This is a genomic window from Streptomyces herbicida (genome assembly GCF_032656585.1).
Lineage (GTDB): Bacteria > Actinomycetota > Actinomycetes > Streptomycetales > Streptomycetaceae > Streptomyces > Streptomyces herbicida.
Map to the genome: position 1 here is coordinate 230,415 of NZ_JAUYWJ010000001.1, position 21,945 is coordinate 252,359.

The window sequence follows — 21,945 nt, forward strand, 5'->3', positions numbered from 1 at the left end:
CGTGTGCACGATCGGTTCCGGATCCGTCACGCGTGCGTGCATGAGGCCTCCCACACACCAGGGGTTCGGCCGGCCGTCAGCCCGCCGTCACCTCGCTGGAGGGCGGCTCCGTGCTGCCCGGCCGGGACCGGACGTCGTCGGTGCACTCGTACCGTCGCAGCGGCTCGTTGCCCGGCCCGCCCAGGATCACCGAGCCGTCGCCCTCGGCCGCCGCCGAGTCCGAGAACGTGCAGACGATCTGGGCGAGGGCGTACGAAGTGAGCTCCTGCGGTGCCGTGCTCAGCCGCAGCGTGTCCTCGGGGTCCCTGGGGCGCGGGCCGCTCACGCTCATCCCGCCGTGGACGTACGTCGTGTACCCCGCGTCCCGCTCACTGGGCGAGGGCGACTCGGCGAGCTGGTCCAGCAGGCCCTGTGCCACGATCACCCGCCGCTTGGCGTCGGGCGTACCGTCCGGGACGCGCACCGACCGGTCCACGGTCACCAGCGACGCCCGGCACAGCAGGAAGACCTGCACGGGCACGCCCCGGGAGGACTGGGCCGACAGATCCGGCTCGGCCAGCGAGCACGGCACCCGCGAGGGCGCCGCGCCGAAGTCGGTCGGCACCTCGGTGGCCCGGATGCCGCACCCGGTGAGCACGGCGGCGAGGAGCGGGAGCGCCAGCAGGCGTCGAGCGTTCATGACGCCCCTTCCTTGGAACCGTCGGACGGGCCGCCCTTGTCGTCGTTCTCCTCGGTGAGCCGCGAGGCGTCCCTGGGCAGCCGCAGCGTGAACACCGCGCCGCCCTCGGGCGAGTTGGCGGCGGTGATCTCGCCGCCGTGGATATGGGCGTTCTCCAGGGCGATGGACAGGCCGAGGCCGCTGCCCTCGGAGCGCGGACGGGAGGCACTCGCCTTGTAGAAGCGGTCGAAGACGTGCGGCAGGACGTCCTCGGGGATGCCGGGGCCGTGGTCCCGTACGGCGATGACCAGCTCGTCGTCGGCGATGCGCACCGACACCCGCACGGGCGACCCGCCGTGCTTGAGCGCGTTGCCGATCAGGTTGGCGAGGATGACGTCCAGGCGCCGTGGGTCGAGGCGGGCGTGGATGCCGCGCTCGGCGTCCAGTTCCACCGCGTCCAGCCAGGCACGGGCGTCGATGCAGGCGGTGATCTGGTCGGCGATGTCGACGTCGTCCAGGACCAGCCGGGCGGTGCCCGCGTCGAAGCGGGTGACCTCCATCAGGTTCTCGACGAGGTCGTTCAGCCGCCGGGTCTCGCTCACCACCAGCCGTACGGCGGGCTCGATCATCGGGTCCATGCTCCCGGCCTCCGAGTCCAGCTCCTCCTCCAGCACCTCCGTGACGGCGGTGATGGCGGTGAGCGGCGTACGGAGTTCGTGGCTCATGTCGGCGACGAAGCGCCGGGACGCCTCGTCCCGAGCGGCCATGTCGTCGACCCGCTTCTCCAGCGCCTCGGCCGCGTTGTTGAACGTCCGCGACAGATCCGCGAGTTCGTCGGTGCCCGACACCCTGAGCCGGGTGTCGAGCTTGCCCTCGCCGAGCCGCCGGGCGGCCACCCCGAGCCGGTGGACCGGCTTGAGCACGGTCGTCGCGGCGGCCTGCGCGAGCAGCGCCGAGCCGATCAGCGCGAGCCCGGTGGCGATACCGAGCGACCAGGCGAGGGAGTTGAGGTCCTTCGCCTCCGGCTCCAGGGACTTCACCATGTAGCCGGTGGGACCGCCGCCGATCACCTTCGTGCCGGCCACCAGATACGGGGTGCCGCGCTCGACGATCCGCTGCCAGTACAGGTGGTACGGCGACTTGTTGCTGCCGGTCACCTCCTGCTGCTTGTTCACCGCGGCGCGCAGCGACTTGGGCACCTCCTCCAGCGCGAACCCGTTCAGGCCGCCGGAGTTGCCGTACACCGTGTTGCCGTTCGCGTCCTCGCCGACCAGCAGCACGCTGAAGCGCTGGCTGCTGTTGGCCATCTGGCCCGCGGTGCGCTGCAGTTCGTCCTGGGTGGGGTGCACGGGCAGCGCGCCCGCGCGGTTCTGCATCTCCTGCTGGAAGTCGCGCAGCACCGCGTCCTGGGTGCGGGTGAGCACGGCCTCCCGGTTGAGCCAGTAGGCGATGCCCGACGCCGACACGGCGGCCGTCAGCGCCACCAGCCCGAAGACCACGACCAGACGCAGCCGCAGACTGGTGAAGCGCAGCCGTGACACGGTTCCCTTGCGACCCGCGGCCCAGCCGCGGATACCCCCTTGCGCGTCCGTCACTGAGGAGTGTCCAGGCGGTAGCCGACACCACGCACGGTACGGATCAGCGTCGGGGACGACGGCACGTCCTCCACCTTGGCGCGCAGCCGCTGCACGCACGCGTCCACCAGCCGGGAGTCACCCAGGTAGTCGTGCTCCCACACCAGCCGCAGCAACTGCTGCCGGGACAGCGCCTGTCCGGGCCGCCGGCTCAGCTCCAGGAGCAGCCGCAGCTCGGTCGGTGTGAGCTGCAGGTCCTCGCCGTTCTTGGTCACGGTCATCGCCGAGCGGTCGATGACGAGGCTGCCGAAGGTCGCCGAGTCGCTCGACTCCCGTTCCCCGCGCCGCAGCACGGCCCGGATGCGGGCGTCCAGCACACGGCCCTGCACGGGCTTGACGACATAGTCGTCGGCGCCGGACTCCAGCCCGACCACCACGTCGATGTCGTCGCTGCGCGCGGTCAGCAGAATGATCGGCAGCTGGTCCGTGCGCCGGATACGCCGGCACACCTCGAACCCGTCGATGCCGGGCAGCATCACGTCCAGCACGATCAGATCCGGTCGCTGCTCACGCAGCAGTTTCAGTCCGTCCTCACCGGTGGCAGCGGTGGCCACACGGTGTCCCTGGCGCGTCAGTGAGAGCTCCAGGGCCGTGCGGATGGCGTCGTCGTCCTCGATCAGCAACAGGGAAGGCACGGGGCTCATTCTGGCCCATGGAGGGGCTTTCGTACGAGCTGTGGGGCCGGGAGCTGCCCGGAATCGCGCTACCGCCACCACCTGTGCACATTCCGTGATTCCCCTGTGGCCGACCCCTGTGACAGGTCTGTGACAGTCGGCGGACACGGCCATGAAGGTCCCCGGGCAAGCTTTTCGGCACAGGCAAGGAAGCAAGCCGAAGCAAGACCGAACACCGGAAGTCCACGACGGGGGGCGCGAGATGAACACGCTGCACAGCATGAGCACCAGCGCAGTGATCACGCGGCTGCACGACGTGAACCGGGGTTCCGAGAAGTCCGGTGCCGTGAGCGGGCGGGGGTGCGCTCGCGGCACCGGGCGTCAGCACACCACGTACATGTCGGTGGTTGACGCTCGCACGGGGGGAAGCAACACGGGGGTCACGGGGGCCCACGGGGGAACCGCGTACAGGGAGGACACGGGGGAGCGCCGCTCGCTGACGGAGGCGGAGTTCACCGCCTACGTCCAGGAGCGCCGCGCCTCCCTGTACGCGACCGCCTACCACCTGACCGGTGACCGCTTCGAGGCCGAGGACCTGCTGCAGAGCGCGCTGTTCTCGACCTACAAGGCGTGGGACCGGATCAGTGACAAGGCGGCGGTCGGCGGATACCTCCGCCGCACCATGACGAACCTGCACATCAGCGCCTGGCGGCGCCGCAAGCTCAACGAGTACCCGACCGAGGAACTGCCGGAGACGCCCGGTGACACGGACGCGATGCGCGGCACGGAACTGCGCGCGGTCCTGTGGCAGGCGCTGGCCCGGCTGCCCGAACTCCAGCGCACCATGCTGGTCCTCCGTTACTACGAGGGCCGCACGGACCCGGAGATCGCGGAGATCCTCGACATCAGTGTCGGCACGGTGAAGTCCAGCATCTGGCGGTCGCTCCGCCGGCTGCGCGAGGACGAGGTCCTCAGCTTCGGCCGCGACGAGGAGAACGCCTTCGGCGAGCTGGTCGCCTGAAGGTCGGAGCCCGCGGCCGGAGGCCGCTCATGGGCTCGACGGGGGAAACGGGGGTCCGGGGGGACTCACGGGGGAAGTACGGGGGAGCTCCACCACGGGGGACGCGGGGGAGCGCAGGAAAGCGGGACTGGAGGGCCGGGGGGTCCGTCCAGTCCCGTTTCCGTGTGTACGGCTCCTGCGCTCGGCTAGGCCGCCGTCTGCGCCGCCCGTACCTGACGGCCCGCCGCCGCGGCCGCCAGCCTGCCCAGTGCCTCGTCACGGTCGCAGGAGTGGGCGCCCAGCGACACCTGGCGGGCGACGATCGACCGCTCCGCGCGCATCAGCCGCCAGCCACGGCGCAGCAGGAACGGCACCGACTTGCGGCCCTCCTTCAGGTCCCGCAGGAAGCGGCGCCGGAAGGTGGTGAACGGCCCGCGGTTCAGACACAGGGCGTCGGCCAGGATGCCCAGCTCACCACAGCGCGCCACGATCTCGGCGGCGAAGATGCCCTCCGCGATGAACAGCGGGGTGCGGTCGATGCACAGCGACTCCTCGCCGGTCCGCGCGCTCAGCGAGATGTCGTACACCGGTACGGTCGTCGACCCCGTCGCGCACAGCCGGGCGATGGCCTCGACCGCGACGTCCGCGTCCCATGACAGCGGGTGGTCCCAGTCGATGTCCGAACTCCCCTCCACCAGCGGCAGCGTCGGGTCGTCGCCCTCCTTGTAGAAGTCGTCGAGGCGCAGCACGGGGAGCCCGGAACGGGCGGCGACGAGTGACTTGCCCGAGCCCGAGGGGCCGCACAGCAGCACGACACGGGCGGGAGACGGGGGATGAATGCTCACGGAACACCAGTTTGACGTATGGCGAGCCTCCTGCCGACCCCACGGGTCGGCTTTGGCGCGTGCGTCACACAACACTTCCCCTCGTGCCCGTGAGATCACCGTGCGCAGGGGGCGGATTCGGCAGCCGCGGTCGTGGCGCGTACGGCTCTGCTGCGGGTCGGCTTCGGGGAGTTCGTTGCGCCTCAATTGCTGCCGGTGTGGCGTGAATCGGCATGGGTCGGCTTTTGAGTGTGCCTCGCACCTCAACTACCCTTTGTGTCGACTCGATTACCTTGTGCACCGGAAGGCGGCACCAGAAATGGCCCGACACGCGTCCACCCACAACCCGACCGCGCGGCGCGCCCTGATCGCGCTCGCGACCGCCGGAGCGGCCCTGGGGGCGGGCGCGGCGACGGCGTCCGCCGCCGGCCCGCTCGTCGACATGCCGTCGCGGTCCACCTCGCTCGGCAGCGTCGACCCGGCGGCGGGCACGCAGAGCCTGACCGGCACGCTGGGCTACGCCCTCGGTCCGGTCGCCGGCCTCAAGCCGAACCCCCTCGCGGGCACCGGAGCCGACCCGCTCGACAACGGAGTCGGCACCCAGCTCGCCGACTTCAGGCCCATCACCTCCAAGGCCCTGACCGGGCCGGTGGCGCAGGCGCAGTCCCTCGGTGCGGTGCCCGTGGTGGGGCAGGCGGCGAAGCTGCTGGGCGGACTGGGCTGACGCCCGCCGTCACGAGGAGAGCCGCGCCGCCCCCGGACGGAGGGGCGGCGCGGCTCTCGGTCTGTGTCCGGGCTCAGTACGACGAGCCCGAGGCGCCCAGCGACCCGGTCGGGTGCCAGACGGTCTTCGTCTCCAGGAACGCCGTCATACGGTCGATGCCCGGCGTCGCCGAATAATCCACAGGCTGTGGACGAAGAACGCGCTTCAGGTTGTCGGCCGCCGCGATCTCCAGCTCCTTCGCCAGCACCTCGTCGGCGCCCGCGAGGTCGATCGCGTTGACGTCCTGGTGCGCGGCGAGGGGCGCCGCGATCTCCGCCGTACGGCCGGAGAGCACGTTGACGACACCGCCGGGCAGGTCGGAGGTGGCCAGCACCTCGCCCAGGGACAGCGCCGGAAGCGGGGACTTCTCGCTCGCGATCACGACCGCCGTGTTGCCGGTCGCGATCACCGGGGCGGTCACCGAGACCAGACCGAGGAAGGACGACTCCTGCGGCGCAAGTACGGCGACCACACCCGTCGGCTCGGGAGAGGAGAGGTTGAAGAACGGGCCCGCGACCGGGTTGCCGCCGCCCACGACCTGGGCGATCTTGTCGGTCCAGCCCGCGTACCAGACCCAGCGGTCGATCGCGGCGTCCACCTGGGCCGCGGCCTTGGACTTGGACAGACCCTCGCCGTCGGCGACCTCCCGGACGAACTGCTCCTTGCGGCCCTCCAGCATCTCCGCGACGCGGTAGAGGATCTGACCCCGGTTGTACGCCGTCGCGCCCGACCACGCCCCGAACGCCTTGCGCGCGGTGACCACCGCGTCACGGGCGTCCTTGCGCGACGCAAGCGGCGCGTTCGCCAGCCAGTTGCCCTTCGAGTCCGTCACCTCGTACACCCGGCCGCTCTCGGAACGCGGGAACTTCCCGCCGACGTACAGCTTGTAGGTCTTGAAGACGGAGAGTCGCTCAGTCTTTTCGGTCTTGTCAGACATCGAGGTACGCCTCCAGGCCGTGGCGGCCGCCCTCGCGGCCGAAGCCCGACTCCTTGTAGCCGCCGAAGGGCGAGGTCGGGTCGAACTTGTTGAACGTGTTGGACCAGACGACGCCCGCACGGAGCTTGCCGGCCACGGCGAGGATCCGCGAACCCTTCTCCGTCCAGATGCCCGCCGACAGGCCGTACTGCGTGTTGTTGGCCTTGGCCACGGCCTCGTCGGGCGTACGGAAGGTGAGGACCGACAGCACCGGGCCGAAGATCTCGTCGCGGGCGATGGTGTGCGCCTGGGTGACGTTCGTGAACAGCGTCGGGGCGAACCAGTAGCCGGAGGTCGGCAGTTCACAGGCTGGGGACCAGCGCTCGGCGCCCTCCGCCTCGCCCTGCTCGGCGAGCGAGGTGATGCGGGAGAGCTGCTCGGCGGAGTTGATCGCGCCGATGTCGGTGTTCTTGTCCAGCGGGTCGCCGAGGCGCAGCGTGGACAGGCGGCGCTTCAGGGACTCCAGCAGCTCGTCGTGGACCGACTCCTGGACGAGGAGACGGCTGCCCGCGCAGCACACCTGGCCCTGGTTGAAGAAGATGCCGGTCACGATGCCCTCGACGGCCTGGTCGATCGGGGCGTCGTCGAAGACGATGTTGGCGCCCTTGCCGCCCAGTTCGAGGGTGAGCTTCTTGCGGGTGCCGGCGACCGTGCGGGCGATCTCCTTGCCGACGGCCGTGGAGCCGGTGAAGGCGACCTTGTTGACGTCCGGGTGCGCGACGAGCGCGGCACCCGCGTCGCCGTAGCCCGGAAGGATGTTGACGACGCCCTTGGGCAGGCCCGCCTGGCGGCAGATGTCCGCGAAGAACAGCGCCGAGAGGGGGGTGGTCTCGGCCGGCTTGAGGACGACCGTGTTGCCGGTCGCCAGCGCCGGGGCGATCTTCCACGCCAGCATCAGGAGCGGGAAGTTCCAGGGGATGACCTGGCCGGCCACGCCCAGCGGCCGCGGGTTCGCCCCGCTGTGCCCATTTGTCGTCCTCCGGCCGAACCCGGCGTAGTCGAGCTTGTCCGCCCAGCCCGCGTAGTAGAAGAAGTGCGCGGCGACCAGGGGGAGGTCGGCGTCGCGGGTCTCCTTGATCGGCTTGCCGTTGTCCAGCGTCTCCAGGACGGCCAGCTCGCGGCTGCGCTCCTGGATGATCCGCGCGATGCGGAACAGGTACTTGGCGCGCTCGGAGCCGGGCAGCGCGGACCACTTCTCGAACGCCTTGCGGGCGGCCCTGACCGCGCGGTCGACGTCGGCCTCGCCGGCCTGGGCGACCTCGGAGAGAACCTCCTCGGTCGACGGGCTGACCGTCTTGAAGACCTTGCCGTCGGCGGCCTCGGTGAACTCGCCGTCGATGAACAGGCCGTACGAGGGCGCGATGTCGACGACCGAGCGGGACTCGGGTGCGGGTGCGTAATCGAAAGCCATGGGGGATCAGTCCACCGTCACGTAGTCGGGGCCGGAGTAGCGGCCGGTGGCCAGCTTCTGGCGCTGCATCAGCAGGTCGTTCAGCAGCGAGGAGGCGCCGAACCGGAACCAGTGGTTGTCCAGCCAGTCCTCGCCCGCGGTCTCGTTGACCAGGACCAGGAACTTGATGGCGTCCTTGGACGTGCGGATGCCGCCGGCGGGCTTCACGCCGACCTGGATGCCGGTCTGGGCGCGGAAGTCGCGGACGGCCTCCAGCATGAGGAGGGTGTTCGCGGGGGTCGCGTTGACGCCGACCTTGCCGGTCGAGGTCTTGATGAAGTCGGCCCCGGCCAGCATCCCGAGCCAGCTCGCCCGCCGGATGTTGTCGTACGTGGACAGCTCGCCGGTCTCGAAGATGACCTTCAGACGGGCGGACGTCCCGCAGGTCTCCTTCACGGCGACGATCTCGTCGTACACCTTCATGTAGTGGCCCGCGAGGAACGCCCCGCGGTCGATGACCATGTCGATCTCGTCGGCGCCCGCGGCGACGGCGTCTCGCACGTCGGCCAGCTTCACGTCCAGGGCGGCGCGGCCGGCCGGGAAGGCGGTGGCGACCGAGGCGACCTTGACGCCGGAACCGGCGACGGCCTCCTTGGCGACTGCCACCATGTCGGGGTAGACGCACACGGCCGCCGTCGTCGGGGTCGTACGGTCCGTCGGGTCGGGGTGGACCGCCTTGGCGCCGAGCGCCCGGACCTTGCCCGGGGTGTCCGCGCCTTCCAGCGTCGTCAGGTCGACCATCGAGATGGCGAGGTCGATGGCGTACGCCTTCGCGGTGGTTTTGATGGAGCGGGTGCCGAGGGAGGCGGCGCGCGCCTCCAGGCCCACCGCGTCGACGCCGGGCAGCCCATGGAGGAAGCGGCGCAGCGTGCTGTCGGACGCGGTGACGTCAGCGAGGGCAGCGGGTGCAGTAATGGGCATGGTCACCAGACGAGCATATCTACGCGCGTAGCGGCTGTATACCCCCGGATGCTCATCGCGTGCTCCGCGACCACGTATGAGCACCGTCGGCGGCGTCGGGCAGAATCGGGACCATGACGACCCCGGACCACCAGTCACCCGCGCCACAGCCTCCGGTGCCCGCCGCGAGGGACCGGATCTACCGCTCCCCCACGGGGATCGCGGGCGGTGTGATGCTGCTCGCCATCGTCCTGTGGCTCGGCATCGACGCGCTGACCAGGGGGCACGGCCACGCGCCCTGGCTGGCGCTGGCCACCCTGATCCTGCTGGTCCCGCTGGTGGTCGCCTTCACCCTGCGCCCGGCCGTGTTCGCCAACGAGGACCGGCTGCGCATCCGCAACCCCTTCCGCGTGATCACCCTGCCCTGGGGCGAGGTCGCCTCCCTGCGCTCCGGTTACTCCAACGAGGTCGTCGCCAAGTCCGGCACCAAGTACCAGCTCTGGGCCATCCCCGTCTCCCTCCGGGCCCGCAAGAAGGCCACGCGGCGCCAGGACCGGGCCGCCGCGGAGACACGTGGCGGCGGCAGACCGGGGGCGTCGGCGCGCGGCGGCCTCGGCTTCGGCGGGGCGCGGGACACCGCCGCACCGGGCGGGCAGACCCGCGCGCAGACCGACCAGGTCATGGACGACCTCCGTCAGCTCCTGGAGAGCCACGAGCAGGCGGAGACGGCACAGGGCGAGGTCACGGTCCGCTGGGCCTACGAGATCGCCGCGCCCGCGGTGGCCGGGGCGGTGCTGCTGGCGATCCTGCTGGCGGTGTGGTGAGCCGACCACCGGCTTGACGGTCTGGGACGGGGTACGGGACGGCCGCCGCCCGCTGTCGCCGCCGGGTGTCCTCTTCACGGTCGTCCGGACGGCCGCGCTCGTCCCGCTGCCGTATTCGGGAGGTGCCTGCCGTGAGCGCGGGTCCGGATCAGGGCGCGCTCGGCCACACCAGCAGCATGTATGCGCCGCAGTACGCCGAGACCGCCACCGCCGCCGTCAGCACCAGCGCACGGTGCCGCCGGGAGGCGCGGGACAGGTGCAGGGCGAGCGGCAGCAGCAGCGGGAAGGCGGGGAGCAGAAAGCGGGCGCGCGGGAAGTAGACACCGCCGCTGCCCAGGGCGATCGTCAGCAGGACACCGGTGAACACCAGCAGCGGCAACGGCTGCCGGTCCCACACCGACAGCGCGAACAACACGGCGGACACGAGCAGGGTCACGGTCACCATGATCAGGAACAGCTCGGGTGTGGAGTCCCGGCCGAACAGCTCCCGCAGCCGGCGCAGGGTCTCCCGGCCGCCGTCCAGCTCGTTGTGCCACAGCCGCTGTACGGCGAAATAACCGCCCCAGCGGCCCAGGCGCAGGCCCACCCAGCCGACGTACGCGCACCAGCCGAGCGGGGCGAGGAGGGCGCCCGCCAGCGCCCGGGCCGAGAAGCCGCGGCGCAGGGCGAGCAGCGCGGCGACGGCGACCGCGGCCGCCACCGCGATACCGGTCGGCCGGGTCAGTCCGGCCAGACAGGCACCCGCACCGGCCCACAGCCAGCGCCGGCCGAGCACCGCGTACAGCGTCCAGGCCGCGAACGCCGTGAACGGCGACTCGGTGTACCCCATCCACTGCACCAGTCCGACCGGAAACGCGGCCCACAGCGTGGTGAGCAGGATCCCTGCGTGGCGGCCGTGCAACCGCTCGCCCACCGCGAACACGCCCCAGGCCGCGAGGAAGGAGGCGGCGACGGCGATGCCCAGCCCGGTGCCGGCCCGGCTGCCGGGCGTGACGGCGGCGACGGCCTTCACCAGCAGCGGGTAGAGCGGGAAGAACGCGAGGTTGTTCGAGTCGTACGTGGTGCCCAGCACCCGTGTATACCCGTGGTCCGCGATCCCGAGGTACCAGCGGGCGTCCCACTGCGTCGCCAGCATGGGCCAGATGCCGTGGTGCCGGCGGTGCGCCCACAGGGCGAGGAACAGCATCCCCGTGAGCCGTACGGCGAGAAAGGCGCCGAGGGCGGGAGCCGCGAGCCGGAGACTGCGCACCACCCGCGGCGGGCCGGCGGTCGGGGTGGGGGGGCGCCGGCTGCCCGGGATGTGCCCGCGGGGGGCGGTGTCGGGGGCGGTGGAGGACACGGCGGCGGCTCCGGTGCTCGGCGGGCGGTACCGGTTCACCGTCCCCCGGGGGCGCGGCCGGGCGCGGAGCGCGCGTCAGCTGTCGCCGCTAAATCACCCGATGGGGTGCCCCCGGGCAGGGGCCCCTCATCGGGTGGAACGGGCGTGGCGTCAACGACCGCGGCTCAGATGCCGGCGGCCGCGGACAGGTCCCGCTTGATGGCGTCGAGCAGATCGGTCGCCCGGGCACGGGCGGCCGGCAGGTCCGCGGGCGCGGCGACCGGCACGACGACCTCCAGGTAGCACTTCAGCTTGGGCTCGGTGCCGCTGGGCCGGACGATGACGCGGGCGCCGTCGAGGGTGTAGCGCAGCCCGTCGGTGGGCGGCAGCGTCTCCGTGCCCTTGGTGAGGTCCTCGGCCCTGGTGATGACCAGACCGGCGAGCTCGGTCGGCGGCCGCTCACGGAGCCGGCGCATCGCGTCGGCGATGACCGACAGGTCCTGCACCCGGACCGAGAGCTGGTCGGTGGCGTGCAGGCCGTGCTCCACGGCGAGGTCGTCGAGCAGGTCGAGGAGCGTACGGCCCTCTTCCTTCAGCTCGGAGGCCAGTTCGGTGATCAGGAGCGCCGCGGTGATGCCGTCCTTGTCGCGGACGCCGTCCGGGTCGACGCAGTAGCCGAGGGCCTCCTCGTACCCGTAGCGCAGGCCCTCCGCCCGGGCGATCCACTTGAACCCGGTGAGCGTCTCCTCGTACGGCAGCCCGGCCTTCTCGGCGATCCGCCCGAGCAGCGAGGAGGAGACGATCGACTCGGCGAAGGTGCCGCGGGCGCCGCGCCGGACGAGGTGGGCACCGAGGAGGGAGCCGACCTCGTCGCCACGGAGCATGCGCCACTCGCCCGCGTCCCGGACGGCGACGGCGCAGCGGTCGGCGTCGGGGTCGTTGGCGATGACGAGGTCGGGCCCGGCCTCGCGGGCCCTGGCGAAGGAGAGGTCCATCGCCCCCGGCTCCTCCGGGTTGGGGAAGGCGACGGTCGGGAAGTCCGGGTCCGGCTCGGCCTGTTCGGCGACGAGGACGGGCGCGGGGAATCCGGCGCGGGCGAAGGCGGCGAGGAGCACGTCCTTGCCGACGCCGTGCATCGCCGTGTAGACGGTGCGGGCGGTGCGCGGGGAGCCCTCGGCGAGTACGGCGTCGGTGCGGGCGAGATAGGCCTCGAGGACCGAGTCGTCGAGGGTCTCCCAGCCGGCGTCCGGACGGGGGACGTCGTCCAGCGAGACGATCGCGTCGATCTCGGCGGCGATCCCGGCGTCGGCGGGCGGGACGATCTGCGATCCGTCGCCGAGGTAGACCTTGTAGCCGTTGTCGCGGGGCGGGTTGTGGCTGGCGGTGACCTCCACGCCGGCGACCGCGCCGAGGTGCCTTGTCGCGAAGGCGAGGACGGGTGTGGGGAGCGGGCGGGGGAGTACGGCGGCGCGCAGCCCGGCGCCCGTCATGACGGCGGCGGTGTCGCGGGCGAAGTCGGCGGACTTGTGCCGGGCGTCGTAGCCGATGACGACGAGGCCGTCGCCCTGGCCCTGCTTCTTCAGGTACGCGGCGAGACCCGCGGCCGCCCTGATGACGACGGACCGGTTCATCCGCATGGGCCCGGCGCCCAGTTCGCCTCTCAGGCCCGCGGTACCGAACTGGAGGGTGCCGCTGAAGCGCGCGGCGAGCTCGGTGACGTTCCCACCGCCGATCAGCTCGGCGAGTTCGTCACGGGTCTCCGCGTCGGGGTCCTCGGCAAGCCACGCCTTGGCCCGGGCGATGAGATCGTCGTGCACGTCGGGTCAACCTCTCATGTGTGTCGATGTCACGCCTGGGGCTCCGCCCCGAGACTCCCTTTGCCTGATCAACCGTCCGACCGGGTGGGCCGGGAGGCGAGGCGCAGGGGTGCAGGGACGGAGTCCCCGGCGGGGCCCAGGGCGGTGCTCCGGGGGAGGGGCACCTCTTGGCCTGCCGAGTCGGGTGGGTGGGCCAAGCCGGGGCTACAGCCGCCCGAGCACCTGTGCCAGCAGCGAGCCCATCCGCGCGGCGCTGTCCCGCCCGGCCTGCAGAACCTCCTCGTGGTTCAGCGGCTCGCCGGTCATCCCGGCCGCGAGGTTGGTGACCAGGGAGATGCCCAGGACCTCGGCCCCGGCCTCACGCGCCGCGATGGCCTCCAGCACGGTGGACATGCCCACCAGGTCCGCGCCGATCACCCGGGCCATTCGGATCTCGGCCGGCGTCTCGTAGTGCGGCCCGGGGAACTGCGCGTAGACGCCCTCCTCCAGGGTGGGGTCCACCTCCTTGCACAGCGCCCGCAGCCGCGGCGAGTACAGGTCCGTCAGGTCGACGAAGTTCGCCCCGACGATCGGCGAGGTCGCCGTGAGGTTGATGTGGTCGCTGATCAGCACGGGCTGACCGGGCCGCATGCCCTCGCGCAGACCGCCGCACCCGTTGGTCAGCACCACGGTCTTGCAGCCGGCGGCCACGGCCGTGCGCACGCCGTGCGCCACGGCGGCCACGCCCCGGCCCTCGTAGTAGTGCGTGCGGCCGAGGAAGACCAGCGCGCGCTTGTCACCGATGGAGTACGAGCGGACCTTGCCCCCGTGTCCCTCCACCGCCGGCGGCGGGAAGCCGGGCAGCTCGGTGACCTGGAACTCGGCGTCGGGAGCGCCCAGGGCGTCGACGGCCGGAGCCCAGCCGGAGCCCATCACGAGGGCGACGTCGTGGGTCTCGGCGCCCGTGAGCTCGCGCAGGCGCGCGGCGGCCGCGTCGGCGGCGGCATAGGGGTCGCCCTGGATGTCGTCCGGAAGAAGAGATGCGTTCACGCGGACGAGGGTAGCCGGTTCCGGCCTACGCGCGTAGATGACAGAGCTCACGGGATGGCGATCGTTGTCTTGTCGTTTCCAACAAAGGTTGGGACAAATGAGGCCCAAGGGGTGCTGGAGCCCCGACAGTCCCTAACAGGGGCGCTTGCGAAGCTCCATCACATAGTCGTGCGGCGCGCCGGCCGACTCCGCCGCGTCGGCGATCTCACCGAGGTAGCGGGCGGACGGCAGACCGCCCTCGTACCCGTTCAGGGCATACGCCCACGCCGACTCCTCCCCGTCCAGCGTGTGAACGCGCACCCGCACGCGACGGTAGATGCCGAGGCCCACGCCCTCCCAGCGGTCCAGGGACTCCTCGTCCATCTCGGCGATGTCGTACAGCCCGACGAAGACCTGGGACCCGGGCTCCTCGACGATCGTCGCGAGCGCGCCCTCCCAGCCGAGCTGCTCGCCCCCGAAGGTCAGCCGCCATCCGTTCAGCCAACCGGTGGCGCGCAGCGGTGAGTGCGGGGCGCGGCGGGTCATCAGCCGCGCGTCGAGATTGCCGGCGTACGCGGCGTAGAGCGACATGGATCGAGGGTACGGCAGCGGAAACTCCAGCCTCCCTTGCCCCGGACGTAACAGAACGCGCACCACTCACGCCCCCGGGGCAGTAGCACCTTGAAGCGTGCGGGACAATGGGGTACGTGACTCGGATCGTGATCATCGGTGGCGGACCCGGCGGATACGAAGCGGCGCTGGTGGCCGCGCAGCTCGGCGCGGAGGTGACCGTCGTCGACTGCGACGGTCTGGGCGGAGCGTCGGTACTGACCGACTGCGTGCCGTCGAAGACCCTTATCGCTACGGCCGAGGTGATGACCACCTTCGACTCGTCGTACGAGGAACTCGGCATCATCGTCGCCGACGACACCCCGCCGCTGGAGCAGGCGGCCCGGGTGGTCGGCGTGGACCTCGGCAAGGTCAACCGCCGTGTGAAGCGGCTCGCCCTCGCCCAGTCCCACGACATCACCGCCTCCGTCACCCGGGCCGGCGCCCGGGTGATGCGCGGCCGCGGCCGTCTGGAGGGCATGCAGGCCCTCGACGGCTCCCGCAAGGTCGTCGTCACCGCCGCCGACGGCACCGAGGAGACCCTCACCGCCGACGCCGTGCTCATCGCCACCGGCGGTCACCCGCGCGAGCTGCCCGACGCCCAGCCCGACGGCGAGCGCATCCTCAACTGGACCCAGGTCTACGACCTCACCGAGCTCCCCGAGGAGCTCATCGTGGTCGGCTCCGGTGTCACCGGCGCCGAGTTCGCGGGCGCCTACCAGGCACTCGGCTCCAAGGTCACCCTGGTCTCCTCCCGCGACCGCGTGCTGCCCGGCGAGGACCCGGACGCCGCCGCCGTCCTGGAGGACGTCTTCCGCCGCCGCGGCATGAACGTCATGGCTCGCTCCCGTGCCCAGTCCGCCAAGCGTGTCGGCGACAAGGTGGAGGTCACCCTCGCCGACGGCCGCGTGATCACCGGCTCGCACTGCCTCATGGCCGTCGGCGCCATCCCCAACAGCGCCGGGCTGGGACTGGAGGAGGCGGGCGTCAAGCTCCGCGACTCCGGCCACATCTGGACCGACAAGGTCTCCCGCACCACCGCCCCCGGCGTGTACGCGGCCGGTGACGTGACGGGCGTCTTCGCCCTCGCCTCCGTCGCCGCCATGCAGGGACGTATCGCCATGTACCACTTCCTGGGCGACGCGGTGACCCCGCTCAACCTCAAGACCGTCTCCTCCAACGTCTTCACCGACCCGGAGATCGCCACCGTCGGTTACACCCAGGCCGACGTCGACGGAGGCAAGATCGACGCGCGTGTCGTGAAACTTCCGCTGCTGCGCAACCCGCGCGCCAAGATGCAGGGCATCCGCGACGGCTTCGTGAAGATCTTCTGCCGTCCTGGCACCGGCATCGTGGTCGGCGGTGTCGTGGTCTCCCCGCGCGCCTCGGAACTGATCCACCCGATCTCGATCGCCGTCGACAACAATCTGACGGTCGAACAGATCGCGAACGCCTTCACCGTGTACCCCTCCCTTTCGGGGTCGATCGCCGAGGTGGCCCGCCAGCTCCACACCCGGAAGGCGACGGGCGAGGCCTGACGGCCGGAACCGACTCCCCGCTGTTCACGTGGAGTTGTCGAGCATGCGTACGGCATAGTCGGGGTGGGTAGGCCCTATACCACTTCCTACCCTGCCTTGCGAACAACTTCTGTTATTCGGCGCAAACTGCTGAAAGCAGACGGTCGTTGGGGTTACTGTCAGTTTCGTGTTCGCTGCAGAACGTCGCCAATTGATCCTCGAAATGGTGCGAGCGAATGGGGCCGTGTCGCTCCGTGAGCTCGCCCGCGTCGTCCAGACCTCCGAAGTGACCGTACGGCGGGACGTGCGCGCACTGGAGGCAGAAGGACTCCTCGACCGCCGGCACGGCGGTGCGGTATTGCCGGGCGGGTTCACGCGGGAGTCCGGCTTTCCGCAGAAGTCTCATCTCGCGACCGCCGAGAAGACGGCCATCGCCGATCTCGCCGCGGGTCTCGTCGAAGAGGGCGAGGCCATCGTGGTCGGGGCGGGGACCACCACCCAGGAACTGGCCCGCCGGCTCGCCCGGGTGCCCGGTCTGACCGTCGTCACCAACTCCCTGCTGGTGGCCCAGGCGCTGGCGCACGCCAACCGCGTGGAGGTCGTGATGACCGGCGGCACCCTGCGCGGCTCCAACTACGCCCTCGTCGGCTCCGGTGCCGAGCAGTCCCTCCAGGGACTCAGGGTCTCCAAGGCCTTCCTCTCCGGGAGCGGTCTGACCGCCGAGCGCGGGCTGTCCACGTCCAACATGCTGTCGGCGTCCGTCGACCGTGCGCTCGTCCAGGCCGCGGCGGAGGTCGTGGTCCTCGCCGACCACACCAAGCTCGGCACGGACACCATGTTCCAGACGGTGCCCACGGATGTGATCACCCGGCTGGTGACCGACGAGCCGCCCACCCATGACGACCGCGCGGCCACCGAACTCCAGGCCCTTGCCGACCAGGGGGTGCAGATCGCCGTGGCCGGGGCGTCGGGGAGCCCGGGGGGTGATCAGGTCCCGGCGCGTCACCAGCGTCGGGACGTGGCCCTGCCGGGGCCTCGGCGGGCCGCTGCGCTGCGTTCGGCCGCGGTGTTGGGGGAGCAGGCGGCGGGGGCCGAGCGTGCCCGTGTTGCGGATCTGCGGCGGCGTTGAGGGGCGCCTCTTCGCCGTGGGGTGCCTCTTGTTGCGCGGGTGCGGGTTGTCTGGGGCTGGTCGCGCCCACGCGGCGGAGCCGCACAATGTCACAGCCCCGCGCCCCTTGGGTCGGCTGCCCTTGCGGTGTTGAAAAGGGCGGCTGTATCCCTTCAGGCCCCGAGGCCCCGTAGCGTCAGCCTCAGCAAGCGGTCTGCCAAGTTCGGGTCTCCCGGCGACTCCTCCGCCGCCAGCGCTATGGCGTGGGTCAGTTGGAGGAGGTCGCCGATCGAGACGTCGGGGCGTACGGTGCCCGACTGCTGGGCGCGCGCCAGCAGTGCGCCACCTGCCTCGTGGATCGGGGTGCTGCAACGGGCCAGCGCGGAACCGGAGTCGGTGGACACCGACAGCAGGGCCCGTGCCAGGCCGCGGTACTCACCCGCGTGCGTGACCATCTCGCGCAGCCAGGTCACCAGCGCCGAGCACGGCTCGGGGGCGCTGAGCAGTTCGCGTGAGCGGGCGAGGAGCTCGCTCACCGCGTCCTCGAAGACCGCGCTCATCAACGCCTGCCGGTTCGGGAAGTGCCGGTACAGCGTGCCGATTCCCACGCCCGCCCGGCGGGCCACGTCCTCCAGCGACGCGTCCGTGCCGTGCTCGGCGAACGCGTCACGGGCCTCGGTGAGCAGCCGCTCGTAGTTGCGGCGGGCGTCGGCGCGCATGGCGCGCGGGGCCACGGGCGGCACCGCCGTGTCCCGGGCCCCTGCGGCCTCCCCCGCGGTCGTGCCCCCCATGCCTTCCACCTGCTTCCCTCGCGCCCCCCGACTGCTTCCAGAATGCCATCGAGGACATGCGAGCAGCCTCCCGCAAAGGTGTCGAAGCCGTACCTTCTTCACAAGGCGAGAGCGGCGCCGGGGCGTGTGATGGAGATCAGCGGTACGGACGCGCGGCGCGTGCTGACACTCGTACGAGACCTGGAAGAAGCAGGCTCCCTTGCGGAGTTGCAGGAGCGGGCGCTGCCCGGACTGCTTGAGCTGATCCCGGCGGACGCCGTCCGGTGATGGCGGGTCAGCGATGTCGCCGGGGAACGGCAGTGGCAGCGGACCCACTGCTGCAACCTGGACTTCCGCCCTTCCGGCATGCGGCGCCATCTGGTGGCCTCGGCGGGATGGGACCTGGCCGCGGTCGAGGTATCCATGCCGCTCAACGCCGTCGGCTACGCGGGCAGCCTGATGCCGATCACCGTCGGGTCGTTCCTGCTGATGGCCGTGGCCTTCGGCGGGCCGGGCCGGTGATCGTCCGGCACGGCACCGGCTAGACCCGAACGGGGTGGACCACCGTCTCGGGGGACGGGGAAAGCGAGACGCCCGGCGGACCGACCGCTTCGGTCCGCCGGGCGCCTCGACGCACGTACCCGGAGATCAGTCCTTGATCTCGCAGATCGCCGCGCCCGAGGTGATGGACGCGCCGACCTCGGCGCTCAGGCCCTTGATGGTGCCGGCCTTGTGCGCGTTCAGCGGCTGCTCCATCTTCATGGCCTCGAGGACGACGACCAGGTCGCCCTCCTTGACCTCCTGGCCCTCCTCGACCGCGATCTTGACGATCGTGCCCTGCATCGGGGAGGCGAGGGTGTCGCCGGAGGCGACCGGGCCCGACTTCTTGGCCGCGCGGCGCTTCGGCTTGGCGCCCGCCGCCAGACCCGTGCGGGCCAGGGTCATGCCGAGCGACGCGGGCAGCGAGACCTCGAGACGCTTGCCGCCGACCTCGACGACGACCGTCTCACGGCCGGTGTCCTCGTCCCCCTCGGTGTCGGCGGGGGCCGCGAACGGCTTGATCTCGTTGACGAACTCGGTCTCGATCCAGCGCGTGTGGACCTTGAACGGCTCCTGCGAGCCCTCCAGCTCCGGCGCGAACGCCGGGTCCCTGACCACCGCACGGTGGAACGGGATCGCCGTGGCCATGCCCTCGACCTGGAACTCCTCCAGCGCACGGGCGGCCCGCTCCAGAGCCTCCCCGCGGGTACGGCCGGTGACGATCAGCTTGGCGAGCAGCGAGTCCCAGGCCGGGCCGATCACCGCGCCGGACTCCACGCCCGCGTCCAGCCGCACCCCCGGACCCGACGGCGCGTCGAACCGGGTCACCGTGCCGGGCGCCGGCAGGAAGTTGCGCCCCGGGTCCTCGCCGTTGATCCGGAACTCGAACGAGTGCCCGCGCAGCTGCGGGTCGTCGTAGCCCAGCGCCTCACCGTCGGCGATGCGGAACATCTCGCGCACCAGGTCGATGCCGGCGACCTCCTCGGTCACCGGGTGCTCGACCTGCAGACGGGTGTTGACCTCCAGGAAGGAGATCGTGCCGTCGTTGCCGACCAGGAACTCCACCGTGCCGGCACCGACGTAGCCGGCCTCCTTCAGGATGGCCTTCGAGGACGAGTACAGCTCGGCGACCTGGGCCTCGGACAGGAACGGCGCCGGGGCCTCCTCGACCAGCTTCTGGTGGCGGCGCTGGAGCGAGCAGTCACGCGTCGACACGACGACCACGTTGCCGTGCTGGTCGGCCAGGCACTGGGTCTCCACGTGCCGCGGCTTGTCCAGGTAGCGCTCCACGAAGCACTCGCCGCGACCGAAGGCGGCGACCGCCTCGCGCACCGCGGACTCGTACAGCTCCGGCACCTCTTCGAGGGTCCGGGCGACCTTCAGACCACGGCCACCGCCACCGAAGGCGGCCTTGATGGCGATCGGCAGCCCGTGCTCCTCGGCGAAGGCGACGACCTCGTCGGCGCCGCTCACCGGGTCGGGCGTACCGGCGACCAGCGGGGCGCCGGCGCGCTGCGCGATGTGACGGGCCGCCACCTTGTCACCCAGATCGCGGATGGCCTGCGGCGGCGGGCCGATCCAGATCAGACCCGCGTCCAGGACCGCCTGCGCGAACTCCGCGTTCTCGGAGAGGAAGCCGTATCCGGGATGGATGGCGTCCGCGCCGGACTCACGGGCGGCGTTCAGGACCTTCGCGATGTCCAGGTAGCTGGTGGCCGGAGTGTCACCGCCCAGGGCGAACGCCTCATCCGCGGCGCGGACATGCAGAGCGTCCCGGTCCGGGTCGGCGTAGACGGCCACGCTCGCGATCCCGGCGTCCCGGCAGGCCCGGGCCACGCGGACAGCGATTTCGCCACGGTTGGCGATGAGCACCTTGCGCACGATTGAGGCTCCCTCCTTGAAACAAGCCGAGTTTAGGGACTGCCGACACGGCACTTCGACCCGTCCCCAATGGTGAGCTTGCCCACACGGAGCGTGATTCGAGGCTCGCTCGACCCGCGAAAGCCCTTGTCGCACCTCGGTACGCAGGACCCTTCCGGGAAACCCTAGCCCCGCCGTGTGGTCAAGGTCTCTGTGAGAGCGTGCCGCGGCCCACTCGGTTTCTTTGTCGAGTCCCTACGAATGGCCCAATGATTCTTTGCCCGTGACAGAACCCTTGTCCCCGGGTTTACCCGTTAGTAGCGTTCGCGATGTCTCGAACGTACTTCAGGTAACAGCAGCCGGACTCGGGCTGCGGTCGAAAGTGGGTGGGACCGGTGGTGCGCAGACCGGTGGCGTGGGTCGTGGCGGTCGTCCTCTTCGCCGAAGGGCTCGGCATCGCGGCACTCAACTGGTTCCTGGGGGTGGTCGTCGACCGGCAGGAGATGTCGCTGGCCGGCCTCGACCCGGACATGATGGCGAGTTCCTCGAAGATCGGCGGGGTGGTCTTCGGCCTCTACTTCGCGCTGTGCGCCCTGGTCGCCCTGCTCGTGGCGATACGCAACCGCGCCCCGGCCGGCTTCGGCCGCGTGCTGCTCATCAGCATCGCCGTGGTGCACGGGCTGCTGGGCGCGTTCACCTGGGGGCTGGTGGGCTGGAGCGCGTTCGTGTTCATGATGGTCGTCCTGGGGCTGATCGTGCTGCTCCTGATGACGTACGACCGTCAGGACGGCGCGGCGGAGACGGCGCCCGGCGGCGCTCCCCGGGGCGGCGACACGCCGGAGGCCAAGGGGGCCCCGGAGGGCGTGGAAGGCCCGCAGGAGCCGAAGGGCGAGCTCGAGGGGCCGAAGGGCGGGGGCGAGGCGGAGGAGCCGCAGGACGACGTCCCGGCCCTGGCCGCCCCCGGCACCCCCGCCGCTGAGGTCACTCCGCCGGCGCCCACAACTCCGTGATGCCGATGCCCAGTTCGGCCAGCAGCTGCCGGACGAGGGGCAGGCTGATCCCGATCACGTTGCCGTGGTCGCCGTCGATGCCCCTGATGAACGGGGCCGAGCGGCCGTCCAGGGTGAACGCCCCGGCGACGTAGAGCGGCTCTCCGGAGGCGACGTAGGCGGCGATCTCCGCGTCCGTCGGCTCGCCGAAGTGCACGACGGTGGACGCGGTCCCGGACGCGTACCGCTTGTTCGCCGTGTCCCAGATGCAGTGCCCCGTCTGGAGCGTCCCCGCGCGCCCCCGCATCGCCTTCCAGCGGGCGGTGGCCTCCTCGGCGTCCGCGGGCTTGCCCAGCGCCTGGCCGTCCAGCTCCAGCACCGAGTCGCAGCCGATCACCAGGGCGCCCAGCACCTCCGGCTTCGCCGCGACCACGGAGGCCTTCGCCTCGGCGAGGGCGAGCGCCAGCTCGGCGGGCGTGGGCGCGGTGATCGCGTCCTCGTCGACCCCACTGACGATCACCTCGGGTTCGAGCCCGGCCTGCCTGAGCAGTCCGAGCCGGGCGGGCGACTGAGAGGCGAGCACGACTCGCCTGCGCGGGTTGGCAGTCATGCGGTCAGGTTAGCGGGGTCGCTGCGCTAGGTCCTTTCCGGCGGATCATGCCGCAGACGCGGGGTCTGGCACGCCCTCCCCCAAGCTCTGCGAGCAGGGGGGACCCCCAGGCGTTGTCGTCAGTCGCCGACGCCCCCAAGCTCTCGGCTTCGCTCG

22 protein-coding genes are annotated in these 21,945 nt (G+C 71.4%); 8 read left to right on the plus strand and 14 right to left on the minus strand.

Annotated features, from left to right (window positions below):
- Nucleotides 1–76 precede the first annotated feature (76 nt).
- The 3 genes from Q8A52_RS01005 to afsQ1 are packed head-to-tail and all read right to left on the minus strand — an operon-like array spanning nt 77 to nt 2,927.
- On the minus strand, nt 77–679 hold the full coding sequence (locus Q8A52_RS01005; RefSeq protein ID WP_316747704.1) for a hypothetical protein: 603 nt from the start codon (nt 677–679) through the stop codon (nt 77–79).
- The gene (locus Q8A52_RS01010; RefSeq protein WP_316747706.1) at nt 676–2,253 is read right to left on the minus strand and encodes a HAMP domain-containing sensor histidine kinase; all 1,578 of its coding nucleotides are present in this window, start codon (nt 2,251–2,253) and stop codon (nt 676–678) included. Before Q8A52_RS01010 ends, Q8A52_RS01005 begins: the two co-directional genes overlap by 4 nt.
- The gene (afsQ1, locus tag Q8A52_RS01015) at nt 2,250–2,927 is read right to left on the minus strand and encodes a two-component system response regulator AfsQ1 (RefSeq protein WP_263211969.1); all 678 of its coding nucleotides are present in this window, start codon (nt 2,925–2,927) and stop codon (nt 2,250–2,252) included. The genes Q8A52_RS01010 and afsQ1 overlap by 4 nt, the downstream gene beginning before the upstream one ends.
- Before the next feature lie 241 nt (nt 2,928–3,168).
- Here afsQ1 and Q8A52_RS01020 point away from each other — a divergent pair, with 241 nt between their 5' ends.
- The gene (locus Q8A52_RS01020) at nt 3,169–3,927 is read left to right on the plus strand and encodes a SigE family RNA polymerase sigma factor (protein WP_316747711.1); all 759 of its coding nucleotides are present in this window, start codon (nt 3,169–3,171) and stop codon (nt 3,925–3,927) included.
- A gap of 185 nt (nt 3,928–4,112) precedes the next feature.
- Here Q8A52_RS01020 and Q8A52_RS01025 read toward each other — a convergent pair whose 3' ends face one another.
- The gene (locus tag Q8A52_RS01025; RefSeq protein ID WP_316747714.1) at nt 4,113–4,751 is read right to left on the minus strand and encodes a uridine kinase family protein; all 639 of its coding nucleotides are present in this window, start codon (nt 4,749–4,751) and stop codon (nt 4,113–4,115) included.
- Nucleotides 4,752–5,049: 298 nt separating this feature from the next.
- Between Q8A52_RS01025 and Q8A52_RS01030 the strand changes: the two genes are divergently transcribed.
- Nucleotides 5,050–5,454 (plus strand): hypothetical protein, encoded by a 405-nt coding sequence (locus tag Q8A52_RS01030; protein WP_316747716.1) that lies wholly within the window; start codon nt 5,050–5,052, stop codon nt 5,452–5,454.
- A 73-nt stretch (nt 5,455–5,527) separates the two neighbouring features.
- On the opposite strand, the gene Q8A52_RS01035 is transcribed toward Q8A52_RS01030, so the two are convergent.
- The 3 genes from Q8A52_RS01035 to deoC are packed head-to-tail and all read right to left on the minus strand — an operon-like array spanning nt 5,528 to nt 8,840.
- On the minus strand, nt 5,528–6,430 hold the full coding sequence (locus Q8A52_RS01035; protein ID WP_316747718.1) for an aldehyde dehydrogenase family protein: 903 nt from the start codon (nt 6,428–6,430) through the stop codon (nt 5,528–5,530).
- The gene (locus Q8A52_RS01040; RefSeq protein ID WP_316747721.1) at nt 6,423–7,880 is read right to left on the minus strand and encodes an aldehyde dehydrogenase family protein; all 1,458 of its coding nucleotides are present in this window, start codon (nt 7,878–7,880) and stop codon (nt 6,423–6,425) included. The genes Q8A52_RS01035 and Q8A52_RS01040 overlap by 8 nt, the downstream gene beginning before the upstream one ends.
- Nucleotides 7,881–7,886: 6 nt before the next feature.
- Nucleotides 7,887–8,840, minus strand: coding sequence for a deoxyribose-phosphate aldolase (gene deoC / locus Q8A52_RS01045; protein WP_316748726.1), 954 nt, complete (start codon nt 8,838–8,840; stop codon nt 7,887–7,889).
- A 113-nt stretch (nt 8,841–8,953) separates the two neighbouring features.
- Between deoC and Q8A52_RS01050 the strand changes: the two genes are divergently transcribed.
- Nucleotides 8,954–9,643, plus strand: coding sequence for a PH domain-containing protein (locus Q8A52_RS01050; RefSeq protein ID WP_316747723.1), 690 nt, complete (start codon nt 8,954–8,956; stop codon nt 9,641–9,643).
- Nucleotides 9,644–9,791: 148 nt separating this feature from the next.
- Here Q8A52_RS01050 and Q8A52_RS01055 read toward each other — a convergent pair whose 3' ends face one another.
- The 4 genes from Q8A52_RS01055 to Q8A52_RS01070 form a co-directional block, all read right to left on the minus strand.
- Nucleotides 9,792–10,982 (minus strand): hypothetical protein, encoded by a 1,191-nt coding sequence (locus Q8A52_RS01055; RefSeq protein WP_316747725.1) that lies wholly within the window; start codon nt 10,980–10,982, stop codon nt 9,792–9,794.
- Between the two features lie 164 nt (nt 10,983–11,146).
- Nucleotides 11,147–12,778 (minus strand): phospho-sugar mutase, encoded by a 1,632-nt coding sequence (locus Q8A52_RS01060; protein ID WP_316747727.1) that lies wholly within the window; start codon nt 12,776–12,778, stop codon nt 11,147–11,149.
- Nucleotides 12,779–12,982: 204 nt separating this feature from the next.
- Nucleotides 12,983–13,807 carry a purine-nucleoside phosphorylase gene (locus tag Q8A52_RS01065; RefSeq protein WP_316747730.1) on the minus strand — a complete coding sequence of 275 codons (825 nt, stop codon included), beginning with the start codon at nt 13,805–13,807 and terminating at the stop codon, nt 12,983–12,985.
- Between the two features lie 132 nt (nt 13,808–13,939).
- Complete coding sequence (locus Q8A52_RS01070) at nt 13,940–14,377, minus strand: gamma-glutamylcyclotransferase (protein WP_316747732.1); 438 nt, start codon at nt 14,375–14,377, stop codon at nt 13,940–13,942.
- 107 nt (nt 14,378–14,484) lie between these two features.
- Between Q8A52_RS01070 and Q8A52_RS01075 the strand changes: the two genes are divergently transcribed.
- The gene (locus tag Q8A52_RS01075; RefSeq protein ID WP_316747734.1) at nt 14,485–15,933 is read left to right on the plus strand and encodes an NAD(P)H-quinone dehydrogenase; all 1,449 of its coding nucleotides are present in this window, start codon (nt 14,485–14,487) and stop codon (nt 15,931–15,933) included.
- A 166-nt stretch (nt 15,934–16,099) separates the two neighbouring features.
- Complete coding sequence (locus tag Q8A52_RS01080) at nt 16,100–17,041, plus strand: DeoR/GlpR family DNA-binding transcription regulator (RefSeq protein WP_316747736.1); 942 nt, start codon at nt 16,100–16,102, stop codon at nt 17,039–17,041.
- A gap of 152 nt (nt 17,042–17,193) precedes the next feature.
- On the opposite strand, the gene Q8A52_RS01085 is transcribed toward Q8A52_RS01080, so the two are convergent.
- Nucleotides 17,194–17,739, minus strand: coding sequence for a TetR/AcrR family transcriptional regulator (locus Q8A52_RS01085; protein WP_316748728.1), 546 nt, complete (start codon nt 17,737–17,739; stop codon nt 17,194–17,196).
- Nucleotides 17,740–17,940: 201 nt separating this feature from the next.
- On the opposite strand from Q8A52_RS01085, the gene Q8A52_RS01090 reads away from it, so the two are divergent.
- Both Q8A52_RS01090 and Q8A52_RS01095 read left to right on the plus strand, forming a co-directional pair.
- Nucleotides 17,941–18,078 (plus strand): hypothetical protein, encoded by a 138-nt coding sequence (locus tag Q8A52_RS01090; protein WP_316747738.1) that lies wholly within the window; start codon nt 17,941–17,943, stop codon nt 18,076–18,078.
- Between the two features lie 78 nt (nt 18,079–18,156).
- The gene (locus Q8A52_RS01095; RefSeq protein WP_316747740.1) at nt 18,157–18,312 is read left to right on the plus strand and encodes a hypothetical protein; all 156 of its coding nucleotides are present in this window, start codon (nt 18,157–18,159) and stop codon (nt 18,310–18,312) included.
- 126 nt (nt 18,313–18,438) lie between these two features.
- Here Q8A52_RS01095 and Q8A52_RS01100 read toward each other — a convergent pair whose 3' ends face one another.
- On the minus strand, nt 18,439–20,211 hold the full coding sequence (locus tag Q8A52_RS01100; RefSeq protein WP_316747742.1) for an acetyl/propionyl/methylcrotonyl-CoA carboxylase subunit alpha: 1,773 nt from the start codon (nt 20,209–20,211) through the stop codon (nt 18,439–18,441).
- Between the two features lie 374 nt (nt 20,212–20,585).
- Between Q8A52_RS01100 and Q8A52_RS01105 the strand changes: the two genes are divergently transcribed.
- Entirely contained in the window at nt 20,586–21,200 is a 615-nt protein-coding gene (locus Q8A52_RS01105; RefSeq protein ID WP_316747744.1) for a hypothetical protein, read from the plus strand.
- Here Q8A52_RS01105 and Q8A52_RS01110 read toward each other — a convergent pair.
- Nucleotides 21,172–21,789 (minus strand): Maf family protein, encoded by a 618-nt coding sequence (locus tag Q8A52_RS01110; RefSeq protein ID WP_316747747.1) that lies wholly within the window; start codon nt 21,787–21,789, stop codon nt 21,172–21,174. The genes Q8A52_RS01105 and Q8A52_RS01110 overlap by 29 nt on opposite strands.
- Nucleotides 21,790–21,945: the final 156 nt, after the last annotated feature.

Bases quoted from the DNA above. Each gene is read 5' to 3' on its own strand.
- deoC (WP_316748726.1), bottom strand. From the start codon at position 8,840: ATGCCCATTACTGCACCCGCTGCCCTCGCTGACGTCACCGCGTCCGAC.
- Q8A52_RS01090 (WP_316747738.1), top strand. From the start codon at position 17,941: ATGGAGATCAGCGGTACGGACGCGCGGCGCGTGCTGACACTCGTACGA.
- Q8A52_RS01110 (WP_316747747.1), bottom strand. From the start codon at position 21,789: ATGACTGCCAACCCGCGCAGGCGAGTCGTGCTCGCCTCTCAGTCGCCC.
- Q8A52_RS01085 (WP_316748728.1), bottom strand. From the start codon at position 17,739: ATGCGCGCCGACGCCCGCCGCAACTACGAGCGGCTGCTCACCGAGGCC.
- Q8A52_RS01095 (WP_316747740.1), top strand. From the start codon at position 18,157: ATGCGGCGCCATCTGGTGGCCTCGGCGGGATGGGACCTGGCCGCGGTC.
- Q8A52_RS01035 (WP_316747718.1), bottom strand. From the start codon at position 6,430: ATGTCTGACAAGACCGAAAAGACTGAGCGACTCTCCGTCTTCAAGACC.
- Q8A52_RS01030 (WP_316747716.1), top strand. From the start codon at position 5,050: ATGGCCCGACACGCGTCCACCCACAACCCGACCGCGCGGCGCGCCCTG.
- Q8A52_RS01040 (WP_316747721.1), bottom strand. From the start codon at position 7,880: ATGGCTTTCGATTACGCACCCGCACCCGAGTCCCGCTCGGTCGTCGAC.
- Q8A52_RS01050 (WP_316747723.1), top strand. From the start codon at position 8,954: ATGACGACCCCGGACCACCAGTCACCCGCGCCACAGCCTCCGGTGCCC.
- Q8A52_RS01005 (WP_316747704.1), bottom strand. From the start codon at position 679: ATGAACGCTCGACGCCTGCTGGCGCTCCCGCTCCTCGCCGCCGTGCTC.
- Q8A52_RS01020 (WP_316747711.1), top strand. From the start codon at position 3,169: ATGAACACGCTGCACAGCATGAGCACCAGCGCAGTGATCACGCGGCTG.
- Q8A52_RS01070 (WP_316747732.1), bottom strand. From the start codon at position 14,377: ATGTCGCTCTACGCCGCGTACGCCGGCAATCTCGACGCGCGGCTGATG.
- Q8A52_RS01075 (WP_316747734.1), top strand. From the start codon at position 14,485: ATGGGGTACGTGACTCGGATCGTGATCATCGGTGGCGGACCCGGCGGA.